At 62.9% G+C, this 17,459-nt stretch carries 22 protein-coding genes; 12 read left to right on the top strand and 10 right to left on the bottom strand.

The genetic code is table 11. The features are described from left to right. The first annotated feature begins 38 nt into the window (after positions 1-38). The 5 genes from G8767_RS09375 (at position 39) to G8767_RS09395 (ending at position 4,191) form a co-directional block, all read left to right on the top strand. Complete coding sequence (locus G8767_RS09375; protein ID WP_166809957.1) at positions 39-866, top strand: fumarylacetoacetate hydrolase family protein; 828 nt, start codon at positions 39-41, stop codon at positions 864-866. After that, entirely contained in the window at positions 863-1,807 is a 945-nt protein-coding gene (locus tag G8767_RS09380) for an acetaldehyde dehydrogenase (acetylating) (protein WP_020909649.1), read from the top strand. The genes G8767_RS09375 and G8767_RS09380 overlap by 4 nt, the downstream gene beginning before the upstream one ends. Next, complete coding sequence (dmpG, locus tag G8767_RS09385) at positions 1,804-2,832, top strand: 4-hydroxy-2-oxovalerate aldolase (protein ID WP_020909650.1); 1,029 nt, start codon at positions 1,804-1,806, stop codon at positions 2,830-2,832. Before G8767_RS09380 ends, dmpG begins: the two co-directional genes overlap by 4 nt. A 160-nt stretch (positions 2,833-2,992) precedes the next feature. Then, a complete protein-coding gene (locus tag G8767_RS09390) occupies positions 2,993-3,691 on the top strand; it encodes an NUDIX domain-containing protein (protein ID WP_166809958.1) in 699 nt (232 codons plus the stop codon). A 38-nt stretch (positions 3,692-3,729) separates the two neighbouring features. After that, positions 3,730-4,191 (top strand): DUF6389 family protein, encoded by a 462-nt coding sequence (locus tag G8767_RS09395; protein ID WP_166809959.1) that lies wholly within the window; start codon positions 3,730-3,732, stop codon positions 4,189-4,191. A gap of 97 nt (positions 4,192-4,288) precedes the next feature. On the opposite strand, the gene G8767_RS09400 is transcribed toward G8767_RS09395, so the two are convergent. Both G8767_RS09400 and G8767_RS09405 read right to left on the bottom strand, forming a co-directional pair. Beyond that, positions 4,289-4,783 carry a DinB family protein gene (locus G8767_RS09400; RefSeq protein ID WP_166809960.1) on the bottom strand — a complete coding sequence of 165 codons (495 nt, stop codon included), beginning with the start codon at positions 4,781-4,783 and terminating at the stop codon, positions 4,289-4,291. Between the two features lie 128 nt (positions 4,784-4,911). Then, a complete protein-coding gene (locus tag G8767_RS09405) occupies positions 4,912-5,355 on the bottom strand; it encodes a hypothetical protein (RefSeq protein ID WP_166809961.1) in 444 nt (147 codons plus the stop codon). A 162-nt stretch (positions 5,356-5,517) separates the two neighbouring features. Between G8767_RS09405 and G8767_RS09410 the strand changes: the two genes are divergently transcribed. Next, positions 5,518-5,859 (top strand): VOC family protein, encoded by a 342-nt coding sequence (locus tag G8767_RS09410; RefSeq protein WP_166809962.1) that lies wholly within the window; start codon positions 5,518-5,520, stop codon positions 5,857-5,859. A 10-nt stretch (positions 5,860-5,869) separates the two neighbouring features. Here the strand turns inward: G8767_RS09410 and G8767_RS09415 are convergent, their stop codons facing one another. The 4 genes from G8767_RS09415 to G8767_RS09430 all read right to left on the bottom strand — a co-directional run bounded on the left by G8767_RS09415 (position 5,870) and on the right by G8767_RS09430 (position 8,844). Beyond that, positions 5,870-6,904 (bottom strand): MerR family transcriptional regulator, encoded by a 1,035-nt coding sequence (locus tag G8767_RS09415; RefSeq protein WP_166809963.1) that lies wholly within the window; start codon positions 6,902-6,904, stop codon positions 5,870-5,872. Positions 6,905-6,917: 13 nt separating this feature from the next. After that, the gene (locus G8767_RS09420) at positions 6,918-7,583 is read right to left on the bottom strand and encodes a HEAT repeat domain-containing protein (RefSeq protein WP_346842971.1); all 666 of its coding nucleotides are present in this window, start codon (positions 7,581-7,583) and stop codon (positions 6,918-6,920) included. 81 nt (positions 7,584-7,664) lie between these two features. Beyond that, positions 7,665-8,135: a DUF2269 family protein gene (locus G8767_RS09425; protein WP_166809965.1), complete on the bottom strand. Its 471-nt coding sequence runs from the start codon at positions 8,133-8,135 to the stop codon at positions 7,665-7,667. Between the two features lie 34 nt (positions 8,136-8,169). Continuing rightward, a complete protein-coding gene (locus G8767_RS09430) occupies positions 8,170-8,844 on the bottom strand; it encodes a DJ-1/PfpI family protein (RefSeq protein WP_166809966.1) in 675 nt (224 codons plus the stop codon). Between the two features lie 206 nt (positions 8,845-9,050). On the opposite strand from G8767_RS09430, the gene G8767_RS09435 reads away from it, so the two are divergent. After that, positions 9,051-9,995: a helix-turn-helix domain-containing protein gene (locus G8767_RS09435; protein ID WP_166809967.1), complete on the top strand. Its 945-nt coding sequence runs from the start codon at positions 9,051-9,053 to the stop codon at positions 9,993-9,995. A gap of 98 nt (positions 9,996-10,093) precedes the next feature. On the opposite strand, the gene G8767_RS09440 is transcribed toward G8767_RS09435, so the two are convergent. Beyond that, positions 10,094-11,197 carry an iron-siderophore ABC transporter substrate-binding protein gene (locus G8767_RS09440; protein WP_346842972.1) on the bottom strand — a complete coding sequence of 368 codons (1,104 nt, stop codon included), beginning with the start codon at positions 11,195-11,197 and terminating at the stop codon, positions 10,094-10,096. A 149-nt stretch (positions 11,198-11,346) separates the two neighbouring features. Beyond that, entirely contained in the window at positions 11,347-12,018 is a 672-nt protein-coding gene (locus G8767_RS09445) for a DNA alkylation repair protein (protein ID WP_166809968.1), read from the bottom strand. Between the two features lie 196 nt (positions 12,019-12,214). On the opposite strand from G8767_RS09445, the gene G8767_RS09450 reads away from it, so the two are divergent. Then, positions 12,215-13,561, top strand: a complete 1,347-nt coding sequence (locus tag G8767_RS09450) for an APC family permease (RefSeq protein WP_095971723.1) — start codon at positions 12,215-12,217, stop codon at positions 13,559-13,561. Positions 13,562-13,586: 25 nt separating this feature from the next. Further along, positions 13,587-13,955, top strand: a complete 369-nt coding sequence (locus G8767_RS09455; RefSeq protein WP_095971722.1) for a hypothetical protein — start codon at positions 13,587-13,589, stop codon at positions 13,953-13,955. A 59-nt stretch (positions 13,956-14,014) separates the two neighbouring features. Here G8767_RS09455 and G8767_RS09460 read toward each other — a convergent pair whose 3' ends face one another. After that, positions 14,015-14,719, bottom strand: coding sequence for an SDR family oxidoreductase (locus tag G8767_RS09460; RefSeq protein ID WP_166809969.1), 705 nt, complete (start codon positions 14,717-14,719; stop codon positions 14,015-14,017). 349 nt (positions 14,720-15,068) lie between these two features. On the opposite strand from G8767_RS09460, the gene G8767_RS09465 reads away from it, so the two are divergent. From G8767_RS09465 to G8767_RS09475, 3 genes are all read left to right on the top strand, one after another. Next, entirely contained in the window at positions 15,069-15,287 is a 219-nt protein-coding gene (locus G8767_RS09465; protein WP_095971720.1) for a hypothetical protein, read from the top strand. Between the two features lie 30 nt (positions 15,288-15,317). After that, positions 15,318-16,283, top strand: coding sequence for a hypothetical protein (locus G8767_RS09470; RefSeq protein WP_095971719.1), 966 nt, complete (start codon positions 15,318-15,320; stop codon positions 16,281-16,283). An 87-nt stretch (positions 16,284-16,370) separates the two neighbouring features. Continuing rightward, positions 16,371-16,808 carry an SRPBCC family protein gene (locus G8767_RS09475; RefSeq protein ID WP_095971718.1) on the top strand — a complete coding sequence of 146 codons (438 nt, stop codon included), beginning with the start codon at positions 16,371-16,373 and terminating at the stop codon, positions 16,806-16,808. A 13-nt stretch (positions 16,809-16,821) separates the two neighbouring features. Here the strand turns inward: G8767_RS09475 and G8767_RS09480 are convergent, their stop codons facing one another. Further along, positions 16,822-17,448, bottom strand: a complete 627-nt coding sequence (locus G8767_RS09480) for a TetR family transcriptional regulator (protein ID WP_240952065.1) — start codon at positions 17,446-17,448, stop codon at positions 16,822-16,824. Positions 17,449-17,459 lie beyond the last annotated feature (11 nt).

The following is a 17,459-nucleotide window of genomic DNA, read 5'->3' on the forward strand; positions in this document are numbered from 1 at the left end:
CCTGGCGCAACCTCGGTACTGCGGCGAAGGTAGTGGTCATGAGCCAGCCCACGAATACCAGTACAGCTAGCGAGACCGACATCGCAGCTGCTGCGGACCGCCTCGCAGCCGCCATTGCGAGCGGTACTCCCTGCGCGCCTGTGCGCGATCTGATCGGCGCCGACGATCTCGTCGCCGCCTACGCTGTCCAGCGCCGCGTCGATGAAATCCGTCGGCAGGCGGGTGCCGTCGTCGTAGGCCGCAAGATCGGCCTGACCTCGGTGGCAGTCCAGCAGCAGCTCGGTGTCGACCAGCCCGACCTCGGCGTTCTGTACGCCGACATGGAGTTCCCCGCCGGTGGCGCCATCCCCATGAGTCGTTTGATCCAGCCCAGGGTCGAAGCGGAAGTTGCCTTCGTGCTCGGTGCCGACCTTGTGGACGGACCTCTCGACAGCGCACAGGTGCGCGGCGCAATCGACTACGCCGTCGCCGCGATCGAGATCTGCGACAGCCGCATCGCGTCGTGGGACATCAAGTTCGGTGACACCGTCGCAGACAATGCGTCCTCGGGCGTGTACGTCCTGGGAACCGAACGTCGGACCCTCGACGAGGTGGAGCCCGCCGGCGTCGTCATGTCGATGTCCGTCGACGGCACCGAGGTGTCCACCGGCGTCGGAACCGCCTGCCTGGGCGATCCGATCGAAGCAGTCGTCTGGCTCGCCCGCACGGCACGCGAGTTGGGGCAGCCACTGACGGCGGGCCAGGTGATCCTGTCCGGCGCACTCGGCCCCATGGCGCCGGTCACCGCAGGCAACGAAGTCACCGTGACCGTCTCCGGGTTCGGTTCCGTCACCACCAGTTTTTCCAGCGAAGAGGACAACGCATGAGCAAGGTCAAGGTCGCGATCATCGGATCGGGCAACATCGGCACGGATCTGATGATCAAGGTGCTGCGCAACTCCGACTACCTGGAGATGGGCGCGATGGTCGGCATCGACCCGGCGTCGGACGGCCTCGCCCGTGCTGCGCGTCTGAACGTGCCGATCACAGCAGAAGGTGTCGAGGGGTTGATCGGTCTCCCGAACTTCGACGAGATCGAGATCGTCTTCGACGCCACCTCGGCAAAGGCTCACGTCGCCAACAACGCGCGGCTGGCTCCCCTCGGCAAGCGCATGATCGACCTGACGCCTGCAGCGATCGGCCCGTACGTCGTGCCGGCCGTCAACGCGGACGAGCACCTGGATGCACCCAACGTCAACATGGTGACGTGTGGTGGCCAGGCCACGATCCCGATGGTTGCCGCCGTTTCTCGAGTGGTCCCGGTGGCGTATGCGGAGATCGTCGCGTCCATCGCCTCCAAGTCCGCAGGTCCCGGAACGCGCGCCAACATCGACGAGTTCACCGAGACCACGTCCGAGGCGATCGTGGCTGTCGGCGGCGCCCGCCGCGGCAAGGCCATCATCATCCTCAACCCCGCTGAGCCGCCGCTCATCATGCGCGACACGGTCTTCTGCCTCGTCGACGCCCCGGACCCGGCTGTTCACGAGGAGATCCGTCAGTCGATCGAGAAAATGGTCGGCGACGTCTCCGCGTATGTTCCCGGCTACCGGCTCAAGCAGGAAGTCCAGATCACCGAGATCCCGGCCGACCAGCCGGTCGAGACATTGCTCGTCGACGGCAATCGCCCCACCCATCAGGTGTCGGTGTTCCTCGAGGTCGAGGGTGCTGCACACTACTTGCCTGCGTACGCCGGCAATCTCGACATCATGACGTCCGCCGGAATGCAGATCGCGGAGCGCATCGCCCAGCAGAAGGAAGCAACCAAGTGAGCAACCGCAAGATCTTCGTCCAGGACGTCACCCTTCGCGACGGCATGCACGCTGTCCGCCATCGCATTTCGCCTACCGACGTCAAGCGGATCGTCACAGCTCTCGACGCTGCCGGTGTCGACGCGATCGAAGTTGCACACGGTGACGGCCTCGCCGGCGGCTCGCTCAACTACGGCCCCGGGTCGAACACCGACTGGGAATGGATCGAAGCTGCGGCCGAGGTGCTCGAGCACGCTCGCCTCACCACGCTGCTGCTTCCGGGTGTCGGCACGATCAGTGAACTCAAGCATGCTTACGACCTTGGTGTACGGTCGGTTCGCGTTGCCACGCACTGCACCGAGGCCGACGTCTCCGCGCAGCACATCGAGACTGCCCGCGAAATCGGCATGGACGTCTCGGGCTTCCTGATGATGAGCCACATGGCTCCTGCCGAAGAACTGGCGAAGCAGGCCAAGCTGATGGAGTCGTACGGCGCGCACTGCGTCTACGTCACCGACTCGGGTGGACGTCTGGTGATGAACGACGTCGCCGACCGTGTTCGCGCGTACCGCGACATCCTCGACGAGGGCACCGAAATCGGTATCCACGCCCATGAGAATCTCTCACTCTCGGTGGCCAATTCCGTTGTTGCAGTGCAGAACGGCGTCACACGCGTCGACGCTTCACTTGCCGGTCACGGCGCCGGCGCCGGTAACTGCCCCCTCGAGGCCTTCATCGCCGTTGCGAACATCGAGGAGTGGGAGCACGGCTGCGACCTGTTCGCCTTGCAGGATGCTGCCGACGACATCGTCCGTCCGCTGCAGGACCGGCCGGTCCGCGTCGATCGAGAGACCCTCACACTCGGCTACGCAGGCGTGTACTCGAGCTTCCTCCGCCACGCCGAGGCTGCGTCGGAGCGCTACGGAATCGACGTTCGCACACTGCTGCTCGAAGCCGGACGCCGCCGTCTGGTGGGTGGCCAGGAGGACATGATCGTCGACATCGCGCTCACCCTCGCAGCGCAGGCGACAAAGGAAGCTGTCTGACGCACTGCCCAGTTCGCTGATACTCGAGTCCCGCTCCCGTCTCCGGACGGGGGCGGGACTTCTCAGTTGAGCCGAGAGGTTCTGTCATGACGGCGCTCAACCTCTGAAACTGTTGTTGCCCAATAACGCCGAGGGACCGATCTTCGCTACGGTGGATGACATGACCGAACCTGACAGCGACAGGCAGATACACCCAACTGCAACGGTGGGATGTGCCGGCGTCGACATTCCGGACAGCCGGGGTCGCACCGGCCTCGACCGAACAGGCTTCGGGCTGCACGGTAATCCGAATGTCGAGGTCGAACGAGTCGAGGTCACCTCGGACGGTTGGCATGTGTTGCGTCGCAGCACCTTCACTTACCGGCGAAGGGACGGAACCCTCGAGACACAGCAACGGGAAACCTACGACCGCGGGAACGGCGCGACGATCTTGCTGTACGACCCCGAACGGCGCACCGTCCTGTTGACGAAGCAATTCCGCTTTCCCGCTTACGTCAACGCACACCCCGACGGAATGTTGATCGAGACCGCAGCCGGTTTGCTCGATTCCGACACACCGGAAGTAGCCATTCGGCGAGAGACGAGCGAAGAGCTTGGCGTCGCAATCGGTGAGGTGCAGCATCTGTTCGATCTGTACATGAGCCCCGGATCCGTCACTGAGAGAGTGCATTTCTACGCCGGCCGATACACTCCGGCGGACAGAACCGGCAGTGGTGGCGGGGTGCCGGACGAAGGTGAGGACATCGAAGTCCTGGAGTTGCCGTTCGAGACGGCACTCGACATGATCTCCGGCGGAGAAATCGTCGACGGCAAGACGGTCGTTCTTCTTCAATGGACGGCCATGTCGGGGGCGCTCTGACTCGAAGTCGATTGCCTGAAATTCTATATCCTGTACCGATGGAGTCTGCCGAGTACCGTGACGCGCTGAGATCTGTCCTCGACACTGCATCGTCGGTGGTCGAAAGCCGGCTGGCGGCGATGCGCGCCACGGCGACCGCACATACCGAAGGCATTGTCATCGATGTCTCGCTCGACCAAGACGGCGAGGGAACATTCGGCGTCTGGGCACGATTCGAGGGTTCCGACGCATTCAGCCTGAATCAGCAAATCGGTGACGAGAGAGAGCTATTCGGCGTGATCTGGGGCGAGAAAGGCTGGGAACCGCCGGTTCCTACTCGGCCGCTAGAGTGGTCGCACGCGAAACTGGAGGAAGTTATCGTCGGTGTCGTCGCCGAGTGGATCCACACGCTCATTTCCCCGACTGCATCCGAACTGCGCTGGGAAGTAACAACTCCCGACGGAGCGACCGACCCGGTTCCCGTAGGCCCCGATTTCAGTCGTGGACATTCACCTCGATGAAAGCGCGGAAGCTGTCGGCGAGACGAACGACCTCACCGCCACTGTTGTCGCCCAGGATCTGCCAGTTGCAGCGGCGGATCTATCGGGTGTTGCGATGTCACCGGCCGGTCGAACCGTCGATCAGTTCGCGGAGGATATCAGCGTGCCCGGCATGGCGTCCGGTCTCTTCGATCATGTGCACGAGCGCCCAACGGACACTGGGAGCGGGTCGTTTCGCCCCTGGTCGCGGGATGGGTGCGGCAAGATCTGTGCATCCGTCGAGAACTGCGTTGGCGCGCTCGACCGTCTCGCGATAGCGACGGACGACATCGTCCACGCTTTCTTCCGATGACGGCTGAAAGGTCGCCTTCCAATCCGTCACGTTTTCGGCGAGAAACATCGCCCGCTCGACAAAGATCAGATGATTGATCAGCCCGAGCAAGGTGGTTCCCGACGGAACAACTGTGTTGCGCACCTGAGGTTCCGGAGCACCCTCGACCTTGGCGGCAATCGAATCACGGAGGTAGTCGAGAAACGCTCGTAGCGTGGATGCCTCGCTGTTTCCCGCCCGAGGCGGTGGGACATCACGGCGGCTGCGACGCGACGTAGCCATGGCGGTTCTCCTTCCTCCGCGACGAACGGTCAAGAGGCTTCCTGGACGAGCAGGGTCGATTCTTCCGGTTCCACTCCGATCCCGCATCAAATTTTGCCGTTGCAGCAAAGACAACTTGGTTGCCGGTATCAGCGTGCCGAGTTCAGGTCGCGCACAAGTTGGGGCCTCCGCCACTTGCCGACCTCGAAAGGCCACCGCCGCAGCGGATAGGCGAGACGAGCCACGAAGTAATTGACGTACTCGACGACGCCGAAAGCCCACACCGCCACGACGCCCAACGCCGCGCCGGAGTGATCTGGTAACCAGATGACAACGCCGAGAAGCGCTATCGCCAACAGGAGAACATCGAGGACCCGAAACACGCGGTAAAGCGCTGCGAGGCGGGCCGGCATCGACTCCAACTCGGTCCAGCCTCGTGCAAGCAGCCAATAGACACCTGCTTGCACGAGGATCACAAGCAGTGGGGCCAGCGCCGACCACATCGCAGCGGAGTCTTGCGGACCTTCGAGGCGAGGAGTCACGACGCCGACAGCCACAGCGGCGAATACGGCCGCGGCTGCCAACTCTCCCATGCCAAGGCTCAGGTACCTGCGTCGCACACTCTTTCGCCGTTGATCCACCACGAAAGCAGACACTATCCGCTGATCACTCCGCAGCAGGTGCGAGGCGTTGCCTAAGATCGTTCGAAAGGCATTCACGTGTACAGAGGTTGGTGTGGGATGGTGCGATTGGCCATGGTTACGTTCGATGCAACGGATGCCCGATCGTTGGCCACCTGGTGGTCGGAGCGATTCAGCAACGCGAGCATTGACGGCGGCGAAGACTTCCTCACGGTGACGGCCCCGGATCTCCCGCTCACTCTCGGTTTCCAACGAATCGATCAGGCTCGCAGCCAAAGGAATACGCTTCACCTCGACTTCGACCTCGAGTCGCACGATCCTCCACGAGACGAGGTCGTCGCAGCGTTCGTCGCGGCAGGCGCGGCCCACGTCGAGCGCCACGAAGCGGGTGGATCGACTTGGGACGTTCTCGCGGATCCGGCGGGAAACCTTTTCTGCGTAGGTGATCCGCACTAGTTCTCCGCTCTCAGCTCCCGATACGCGGTCGTTCGCGCCGACGTGGTCCTCGATCGCGCATCTCGAGAATCGCCGCCGCCGTGGACGCGACCGTCTTGTCGTCGTCGCTGGCGATCCCGACGAGCGCTTCGCGTGCTGCCACGCCGGGAATCTCGGCGAGCGCCTGCGTGATTCGCAACCTCGCCGGGGCGTCGCCAGTGCCGTCGAGCCTTGCCTGCACGGCATCGACGACCTCACCGCTGGTCGGTGAGTGCTCCGCGAGAAGACCGAGCACCTCGCCGGCCTCGACGTCGCGTCGCCCGTCGGCGACCATCTCGAGGAGAGCGGGCATCGAGACGGCCTCTCCGCGAGATCCGAGGGCGAGAGCGGCGTCGGCGCGGACTATCGCGTCCGAATCATCGAGAGCTCGCTTCAGTGACCGAGTTGCTTCCTCGGCGTGGATCCCGGATATGGCCGACGTCGCGCGGCGTCGAACCTCGACGTCCTCCGATTCGAGCCCCTTCGTGAGACCGGCAAGGCCCGCACCTTCGGTCCTCGCCAACGCCCACTGCAACGCACCCGCCACGTTGGCATCCTCCTCCGACAGGATGGCTTCGACGAGTGCGTCGACGGGCAAAGCCGCATTCGCATCCTGCGACAGGATCGCTTGCTGACGGTGGGCGGCGAACTCGGATTCGAGTGCACGCAACAGCGAGACCATGCGCAGGACGTCGTCCCACTCCGAAGGGGCGGTGGCGTCGACCCTTTCGAGTTTGGTCAGCAATTCCTCCTCCGCCGCGATCCGTTGACGAGTGTGTTGCATGAGTTCACCCACCAAATCGGCTGGGGCGAAGTCCGGCTCGTCCAGTGCACGCTTGGCCTCGTTCAACGAGAGCCCCAACGTCCTCAGGCTTTCGACGTGGAAGAGTCGACGGATGTCGTCGGCGGAGTACTCGCGGTAACCGCCGGACGTGCGGCCCGTCGGCTTCACCAGCCCCAATGTGTCGTAGTGACGCAGCATCCGTGTGCTGACACCACAGCGCCGCGAGACCTCGCCGATCAACATCCGTCTCCCCTTCCTACGCGTCCGGGCCGATTGCCGCGACGCGCTTCGCCAACTCGTGCGAGAGAGCGAACCCACCGTCGGGGTCGTGCCAGAGTTGCTTTGTAGCATCAGCATGCGCCCGAACACGCGGATTCGTGCTTGCACCGGCCGCGTCGAGCACTGGAAGTACACCCTCGCCGAGCCCTGTCAGAGCTCTGCTGAGACTGAGTTGCATCTGCAGTTCACCCCGTCCGAGTTCGGTGGCCAGATCGGTCGCGAGTGCACCTTCACCTCCAACGGGCACGAGAGCCACGGCCGCACGCCACGCACTGCGCGCGACTTCGTCGTCCTGGTCGTGAACCAGCGCAGAGACCTCGGGCCACGCGATCGGATCGCCGATCTTGGACAAGGTGTGGAGCGCCTGGCTGCGGGCTTGCGAACCGTCGGACCCGAGCTCACGGATCAGCTGCGGCACCGTGATTTCGGCCGGCAGGCGGCACAATGCCCAGGTCAACATGTCGCGGACGAAGAAGTCCGGCTCGACGGCACACCGATCGAGCAGGGCATTCGTCAGCTCAGGGTCCGGGCGTGTGCCGGCGGCGAGCGCGGCTCGCAGCCGAACCGAGGGATCGGCTGCGGCCAGTGCGTCGACGAGGTGAGCATTCTGCCCACCGTGGTTGGTTGTGTTCACGACAACCACCTCCTTCGTCGACCATTGGAGTCCTTGTCACTGTGTCAAGGTCAAGCTCCGCTGTCACCGACACGTGAAAATCACCTCGGACTACACGCCGGTTGTCGACCCTGGCCGAAAGATCATCAGTACGACGACAACGACCCACAGCAGATTGAAGATTCCCGTGGAGGTAACCAGTCGACGAGTCAGCCGCGTTGCGACGTCCACACCGGTCCCGGTTCCGTCGATCGCAGCCATCGTCAGCCGTTGGGCAGGAAGCACTACCGCGGTGAGTATCACGGCGGCGGCGACGGTGAGTGCAATCGAGGTGAGGATCCACAGGTCACCGAGTACCCCGAGATCGACGGCGGTCGCGACACCGAGCATCGGAACGACGATCCCGATCGTGGCGTACACCCGAACGATGCGATGCAACATTCCCGTCGTCGCAACACTGCCGCTGTCCGGATCGGCGAGCGCGGCACGGCTCGCCACCGGGAACATACTCGCCGCCACAGCGACGGGGCCGATGGCAAGAATGGCCGCAATCACATGGAGGGACAGCAGGATTCCGGTCATGGGAGTTCTCGCGTTTCGGTACGCGTAAGCGTATTCACGCCGAGCCCGGGGCGAAGGTGATTACAGGCTCGGCGCCTTTGGCCGACCACACCGTCCCACGACGCTCGTAGTCGAAGAGCGCTTCGACCTCGAGACTTATCCGGGGCCCGAGGCATCGTTCCAACAGGTACAGGCCCAGGTCGAGACCGGATGTCACACCGCCGGCGGTGATCAGGTCACCGTCGTCGACGATTCGCGCCTGGATCGGAATCGCCCCGCCGGCCGCCAGTGCGTCCACGGCGAGATGATGCGTCACGGCGCGGCGCCCGACGAGAAGCCCCGCCATCGCCAGTGCCAATGACCCTCCACAGACGGTCGCAACGAGAACACCGGGATCGTCGAGTGCGCGGCGCATCATGACAGGCAGTTCGGTTTTCGTTGTGGCCGCGAGCCTTTCCGGCAAGCTGGTACCCGGATGGTTCGCATTGGGTTCGAAGAGACCCGATGCTCCGGGAACGATGATCAAATCCGCGTGTTCTACATCGAGGGTCGCAGTGGCGGTCATCGCAAGTTCACCACTCCCGCTCAGGACGGTCCGAGGCCCCTCCGCGCTGACGAGTTCCACGCTCAACGCCCCACCGCTGGCGAGCCCCCCGGCGTAAAGCACCTCGTACGGGCCCACGACATCCATGGGATCGAATCCGTCGAACAACACGATTTGCGCGTGCACTGCAACCTCCGATTTTGTGCGACGCACTCCTGCGCACGTCGCTGTCCCCTACGACAGTAGGAGGAAATTCGCCTCCGCAGCGACGGCTGAAAGCCAACCTTCGACGGTTTTCAGACAATGTCGAAAATTCTGCAAAACACCAGTTGAAGAGCTTTTTCGATTCACGAGTTCATCGGATCTCGCGCCACATACGCTAAGTTTCAGACATGCATGACGTTGCAGTTCTCGCGTTGCCCGGGGTGGTACCGATGGATCTGGCGGCACCCCTCGAAGTCTTCGGACGATGCAGACTCCCCTCGGGTGCACCGGCGTACCGGACCGCAGTGTGCGCGCTCACCGAGGAGGTGGAGACCGGAACGTTCACAATGCGAGTACCGCACGGACTGCCACGCCTCGCCCAGGCCAGCACGATCATCATCCCCGGCACCGCCGATCTCGACGTGCCGATCGACCCCGCGATCATCGATTCCCTCAGATCAGCCGCGGACCGCGGCACACGCATTGCGTCACTGTGCGTCGGTGCATTCACACTCGCCGACACAGGCTTGCTCGACGGACTTCGCGCGACAACCCACTGGGCGGCAGCGTCGGAGTTGGCCCGCCGACACCCGGCCATCGACGTCGATGCCGCCGTTCTCTACGTAGACAACGGACACGTCCTGACTTCCGCCGGCGCCGCGGCCGCACTCGACCTTTGCCTGTACATGGTGCGTCAGGACTACGGGTCTGCGGTCGCCGCCGACACGGCGCGACTGAGCGTGATGCCGCTCGAACGTGCCGGAGGGCAAGCACAATTCATCGTCCACGAACCTCCCGTACCCAGCGGGACAACCCTTCGACCACTACTGAACTGGATGGAGGAGAATCTCGGGGAGCAACTCGACATCACGGCGATCGCGGCCAAGGCAACGATGAGCACCCGCACGCTCAACCGCCGGTTCCAGGAACAAATCGGTACGACGCCGTTGCAGTGGCTCCATCACGCGCGGCTCCGCCAAGCGCAATTTCTGCTCGAGACTACCGACCACTCCATCGAACGTGTTGCGGGACAAGTCGGATTCAATGCCGTCACCACGTTCCGCGAACGCTTCCGAGACTTGGTCGGCACCAGCCCCCAGCGGTATCGGGCACAGTTTCGAATTCCGCGCTAATCGACCTACCGAACCCGGCGGAAGCTGATCGCACGTCCGGCAATTCGGTTGTACAGCCTTGCCACTCAGGCTCTTTCCATCCTGTTCGCTAACCAGGCTTATCCCTTGACGTTGCCCGCAGCGGCGTTCAGTACTGTAGCGACGTCGTCGAGGATGTACGGGATCGTCAAGACCGTTAGTCCGCCGAACGCGAAGTTCTTGTCGACGCTGAAGTCCTTGGTGGATGCAGTACGGCCGTCGACGATCACCGGCTGCGCGGCAACCAGGGGCTCGGCGAGGAACGCGTTCAGGGAGTCCTTGTCGTAGGCAACCACGAACAGGACGTCGGCGGCGATCAGAGGCGCCTGCTCGGTGCTCAGTTCGAAGTACACGGCCTCCGGGTCCTTGGTCGGATCGGCCTGCTGGATCGTCGGCTCGTTCTTCAATCCAAGCTGTTCGAGAAACTCGACGCGCACGTCGGTGTCCTTGCTCACCGCGAACGTGCTCGGGCTGTTCGGGAGTGCGATGGTGACGGTCTTACCCTGCAGCGCAGGGTTCTTGGCAGCTGTCGCGCTGATCGCGGCGTTGGTCTTGTCGATGAGTGCGGTGGCCTCGGCCTGCTTGCCCAGCGCCTGACCGGCGATGGTCACCTGGTCCTGCCACGACGCGGTCCACGGCTCGTCCGGGAAGGAAACCACTGGCGCGATCTTCGACAGTGCGTCGAATTCCTGCTGAGTGATACCGGAGTACGGGGCGAAGATGAGATCCGGTTCAGCCTTGGCGAACTGCTCGATGGGAGCCTCGCCGGTTCCGTCACCCGACAACAGAGTCGGCTGCTCGCCGCCCAACTTGTCGAGCGCCTCGGCGTCCCACTTCAGAATGCCCTTGTCGTCGGCCCCGTACTGAGGTCCGGAGAACGTGGGCATCGCGACCGGGACGACGCCGAGCGCCAGAAGGGCGTCCTGGTTGGACCAACCCCAAGTCGCGACGCGCTGGGGCTCCTCCTTGATCTCGGCCGTGCCGAGGGCCGACGTGATGGTCACCGGGAACGCGGCATTCGCTGCGGACGAGGTCTCGCTGCCACCGTTGTCGTCGTTGTTGCTGCATGCCGCCATTCCGGCCACGAGGCCGCATGCCGCCAAGACAGCTACGATTCCGCGGACACGGCGGACACCGCCCGGGTTCCGTCGCTCTGACGGCCCACGCCCCAAAATCCTTGTCACTGCAACACCTCTCGACCGATTGATCTGCTCACACACCCCGCGCGGATGATGGCGCTCAACATAGCACGAAGGTAACCCTATCCTCAGTCCTTACGAGTGCCCGTGTTCACACCCGACACGAACGCAGCCATCGAAGAAAGCCAGCCTCCCTACCCAGCAGTCTGTCGTCGCACCATCTCCGAAATCCAGATGGGCGCAAACGGCGAGGTGCAGTTCGGGGGCGTCGGGTAGTCCTCGAGCACTCGCAGACGTTCACCGATGTCGATTGCCCGGGCACGGTACTGGGCATGTTCGATCCCGATCTGGGCCAGGCAATGGTTCATCGCCCATTGCAGGCGATCAGGGGCATCCTTCATCTCCGCCTCGATGACGTCGAGCAATCCTGAAAGATCAAGGCCCTCGGGCTTCTTCGCTACGCGCTCGGTAGTCAGGGCCCAGCCGGCGCTCGCGACCACGGGATCGGGGTCTGCGGTCCAGGCCACGCGCAACTCCTCGGCGTTCGGGTTCTTCTTCACCACGTAGTTGACGAGCCAGTCATGCACCTTGGGAGTACGCGCCTCACGCAACATGACGTCCAACTCGTCACTCCCGAACGCCTTCGGGCGGCAGATCAAAAGGGCTAGCAGCCGCGCGGCGGTATCGCCAGTCGTCCAAAGCTGTTGTGCGAGTTCCTGCTGAGTCTTCAATCGCTTCGCAACGGCGCGCAGCTTGGTGAGGTTCACGCCGTGGTCGTCACCGTGCTTCTCGTTCACCGCACGCGCCTTCGGATCCTCGAGCGCAGCAAGCTCGTCCATCACCGCGGCAACCGTCGCTTCGGCCACGTCGTCCTCCAGTCACTACTTCTGCAATTCACGCACTGCTACTCACTCACATACAAGGAAAGCACGGGAAGGCGCGCGATCTGAACTGCACGGCCACTGTCCACGTTTGATCTGTTGTTTGAAATTTCGGTCATTGGGTACATGACTGCTCCTGAGGTGGCGGCACGTCACCATGAAGACAGGACGAACCTTGCATATGCGACGCGCCGCGAGTGCTGAGAACGTGGACGAAACCGCACGCCGCGATGAAGGCGGCGGTAAGAACGTTCTCACTCGGGCTATCACCGGCCCACTCCTTTTCGTGTTCATCCTCGGAGACGTTCTGGGCGCCGGAATCTACGCGTTGGTGGGCGTCATCGCCGGTGAAGTCGGTGGAGCCGTCTGGGTACCACTGCTCGTAGCGCTGGTCATGGCGTTGCTGACCGCGACGTCGTATGCCGAACTGGTCACCAAATATCCGCGAGCGGGCGGCGCAGCAGTGTTCGCCCAACGGGCGTATCGGAAACCACTGATCTCGTTCCTCGTCGGCTTCTCGATGCTGGCGGCCGGTGTCACGAGTGCAGCGGGGCTCGCCCTCGCATTCTCGGGTGACTACCTCAAAGCCTTCGTCGACGTCCCGACCGTTCCCGCCGCGCTCGTCTTCCTTCTCCTGGTGGGACTTCTCAACGCCAGAGGCATCAAGGAGTCGATGCGCGCAAATGTCGTCATGACAGTCGTGGAGGTCACCGGACTTGTCCTGGTTGTCGTCCTCGCGTGCATAGTTCTCGGGCACGGCGACGGAACCTTGAGCCGCGTCGTCGAGTTCGACGACAGTCGATCACCTGCACTCGCCGTGTTGGCCGCTGCATTGCTCGCGTACTACTCGTTCGTCGGCTTCGAAACGTCCGCGAACGTCGCCGAAGAAGTGAAGAACGTGAGCAAGGTCTACCCGCGTGCACTCTTCGGAGCCTTGCTGACGGCCGGCGCCGCCTATGTCCTTGTCGGCCTGGCTGTCTCGGTGGTTCTGCCCGCAGACGAACTCGCCGCGTCCTCCGGCCCCTTGCTGGCGGTGGTGTCAGCCGCCGACGTCGGCGTTCCTCCTCGCCTGTTCAGCCTGATCGCTCTGGTCGCCGTCGCCAACGGCGCACTGCTGACGATGATCATGGCGAGCAGGCTCACGTACGGAATGGCGTCGGAAGGCTTGCTCCCCAGCGTATTCGCGCGGGTGCTGCCGCGGCGCCGGACCCCTTGGGTGGCGATCATCGCGACCACCGCCGTTGCCATGGCCCTGTGCGTCACCGGCTCGTTGTCGGCCCTGGCGGAGACGGTGGTACTCCTGCTGCTTTTCGTATTCATCAGCACCAACATCGCGGTCCTGGTTCTACGTCGTGACGTAGTGCAACACAAACACTTCCGAACGCCGATCATCTTTCCGATCCTCGCCCTCGGTACGTGCGTTGCGTTGCTCACCCAGCAGAGCGCCGCGACATGGTTGCGCGCATCATTACTCTTGGCCGTCGGAGTTGTGCTGTACGCCCTCTCCCACCGGCGATCCACGAAGTAGGGTGCGAAGTTCACGAGGGGGTGTGATGACCGACAGTTCTGACGCACCAGATGTAATTCAGCGTCGAGAGCGAAAGATCGACAGGCGAACCCTGACGTACGGCCTGTCAGTCGTACTGGCTACCGCGGTATTGGTTATCGCGATCGTGTGGTTGGGCTCGCGACGAGGCGAATGCTTCGGCACCGACACCTTGCTGTGCTCACAGAAAGATCGCCGACTGGCGGTCTTCGTCCCGAGCCTCGTGTTGCTGCTCGGCTCCGTAGGCGCGTTCTTGCGATCTTCCCTGCGATTGCACCGCCTGCGGCGCCTCTACATCCGGCCGTACATGGCATGGCTCCTGACGGGGCTCACCGTCGTGTATCCGGCAGGAGCTTACCTCCTGATCTATGGATGAAAACCTCTGAATACGTCTGTTCGACAAACAGATTCACGGCAAAGGTTCACAACCCTGGGTCAGAAGCGCTGATCGTCGATCGCAGTGAGGACTACTTCCCGCATCGACGACGAAGCCGACAAACTCGAAATCGTGCGTACCGTATCCACAACGTCATGCACCGGGACCAGAGATCCCTCTCCCCTGGCGGCAGCGACGTCTCGGGGCACGTCGAGTCCGTCTTCTGTATTGAGATATCCGAGATGCAGGACAGTCACTGCGAGTCGGTCCGTCCTATAGCCCTCTCTCAACGCGTCGGCAATGCCGTTGATCGCGAACTTCGATGCACCGAACGCAACCTCCGGCCTACCGCTTCGCGGGAGTCCCGAGGTGGACCCGGTCAAGATGATCCGAGGTCGAGGACGGCCGATCATTCGCGGGATCAGGCGCTTGAGTACAAGAATCGTGCCCGTGATGTTGGCATTGATCATTTCAAGCATGTCGACGTCGGATTGATCTGTGAACGCATAGTCGGAAGTGAAGGCGTCGCCTTCCCAGATTCCGACGTTGCAAATCAAAGTGTCCACACCCCCGACAAGCTCCTGATCGATCGAGTTCGCTGCCCTAACAGGGTCGGTCAAGTCTGCTTCGATCCACTCGGAGACGTCGAACCCGCCAGGGCGCCGACGCGAGATGCCGAGAACATCGTGGCCATCGCTCCGCAATCCCTCGATCAACGCACGACCAAGACCTCGGCTCGCACCGACAACAACCGCCCTCGCCACAATTACACCCTTCGTCGCTCGCTCGAACGGATCCTATCGATCCAGCCGTCGCGGGTAGTTTCGTCGAGACGCGAGAAATTCGGATTCGCACCGTAGTGCAGCTGGACAACTGCGGGCTCGCCACTATTTCAGAGATTGGCTGCGTGCGCACGTCGCCGCCCTGACCGCCCGACATGAAGCCGGCCGTGAGAACGAATAGAAGGTCACCGATGCGCCGACGAATTTCATCGACGCGCAGCTGCGAGGAATCGTGGGGATCGAACTGCACGTGGCCTGTGTAACGGAAAAGCGAAGTTGAACCAGAACCGCTCCCCAGGGGATCGCCGCCGGTCTCGACAACGGTTGACCGGTGACGCCGTCGTCGGGTCCTGCATTGCGCACCGGTTCGGCATATCGGAATCGAAACCTCGAAGTGGCCTACATCTCACTCGTCCAGGCAACGACTCCCGGTAAGTCGACCTCACTCGTTCGTTGTGGTTACCACGCGGTAGGTCGGGGTAGCCCGCGTAGCGGCGGTGGCTCCGCGACCCGCGGAGCACTCGTCGAGCAGAAGCTGAACATCACGTAAAGCACGCACCGACGAAGGGACGACCCCGCTATGAGCAACTCCGAAACCACGTCCGCCTTGATCACGCAGCTACGCATCCTCCTCGGACTGACGCACGCCGAGATCCAGGTCGCCGAAACGCGCGTCGCTCAGGCCAGAACCGAAGCTGTTCGACGCGAACTCACGGAAAACGCCGAGAACGGTCGTGAAAGGGCCGGTTCCATCGAGTCCACAATTCGCGATCTGGGTGGCGTACCTGAATTGGTCGGTCCGTTCATCGGGCGAGCGACAGCAGGAGTGAAAGCGATGGTCGAACAGGCCCAACCTTTCGACGAAGCTGTACTGGGTGACCTTGCGCTCGAACATCAACTCCTCGACCGCTCGCGCTACCTCAAAGCCCTGGCCACAGCCGGCGGCGATCAGACCGTCGCCACATTGGCCGATCGACTCATCACTGCGCACTCGGCGACTGTGGAGTGGCTGACCACCGTCCTGGCCGAAGAGGCGCTCGGGGGCCCGGCAGCTTTGCGTCGCACTCCCTTCCAAGCGGCCACAGGCGCAGCCATTCGACTGGTGAACGTTCCCGTCTCCTGGTCCACTCGCAGCCTCGACCGTGCGATCGACGCCGTTCGCACCTCGCCGCCGGTATTGGGTGAGCTGATCAGCTGGGGTGCGTATGCCGGCGACGTGACCGTGAAAACTCTGTCTGCCAGTAGGGACGCGGCCATTGCCACTGCAGAGAAGGTCACTCGCCGAGAGGGCGCGGACGGCGCCGCAGACGTATTCCGTTCGGTGCGAAAGTCGAGTGGGCTACTCGACCCCACTGAACTTCCCATCGAAGACTTCGACGAACTCAACGTCGCGCAGGCCGTCTCCGCGGTGAAGGAACTGACCGAGGCCGCCCAGGTGCGAGATATCGTCGCGTACGAGGAAGCGCACAAGAACCGACATGGCGTTGTCTCCGCTGCTCAGGCAAGGCTGGCAGCGATCGCCCAGGAAGTCGTCGGTATCAACTAGATCGTTCGACCGCGACGCTCGGCGTTGTCTCGTCGAACCCGATGCGCGAGATCCAGACTTACGAAACCGAATCGAAAGGCACGAAACATGGTCGAAGTCACCCGAAAGTTCACCGCCGAAGTACCGATCGAGAAGGCGGCCGCGTTTCTCCGCGACTTCGCCAACGCCCCACTGTGGGATCCGGGCACCGAGAGTTGCACCCAGACCTCGGATGGCCCGATCGGTATCGGAACCCAGTGGCACAACGTGTCCAAGCTGTTCGGCATCGGCACCGAACTGACGTACACCTTGGTGACCGACGAGCCGAATCACATTGTGCTCGAAGGAAAGAACAAGACCGCCACGAGTACTGACGACATCACCTTGACCGCAATCGGCGCGAACTCGACTGAAATCGACTACCGAGCGAACGTCGAATTCAACGGCGCTGCCAAGATCGCCTCCCCACTGTTGAAGGCGGGATTCGAGGCCAAGGTGGCACCCGAAACGGTCAAGAAGATGACCGGGGCTCTCGAGGCTCTCTGATCGGCACGTTGCGTCAGGGTTTGGTCGCCGACGTCAGCGCCGATTCGCGATCCGTCGAATCCAGCGCAGCGCGCGCGGAATCGAGAATTGCCTCGGAGAGGGGGGATCCCTTCGTAGCTCGCGCGAGGACCAATGCGCCGAGCATGGTGGAGAGCCGGACGAGACCGTCCGCTTCCTCGTCAGCCAGGGCTGCGGCAAAATCACCCACGCCCTCCGTGTAAACCCGACGGGCCCCGCTGTCTGCAGGCTCGCGCGCCATGTCGGCGGCGAGCGCGGCAGCGGGGCATCCGGCTGCCGGGTTGTCGCGATGCTCCACCGAGAGATAAGTGTCGATCAGAGCTTTCCGGGCAGAGTCACGTTGCCCTGCATGCTCTTCGAGCCCCGCACTGTGAAGCTGAGCCAACTCGGCAAACGCATGGGCGGTAGCTTCGTCGATCAGCGCATCCTTGGACGCGAACTGCTTGTAGAAACCACCGTGGGTCAGTCCCGACGCCTTCATCAAGTCTGCGACGCTGAGGTGAGTGCCCTTCTCACGGAACAGACGGGCGGCATTTTCCACGACGCGTCGACGGTTCTCTTCCGCTTGCTGCTGCGATACGCGGCCCATCAGCATCCCTCCGGCTTGGATTTCACTTGACATCTATCTTAACC

This window comes from Rhodococcus sp. IC4_135 (genome assembly GCF_011602025.1).
Lineage (GTDB): Bacteria > Actinomycetota > Actinomycetes > Mycobacteriales > Mycobacteriaceae > Rhodococcus_F > Rhodococcus_F baikonurensis.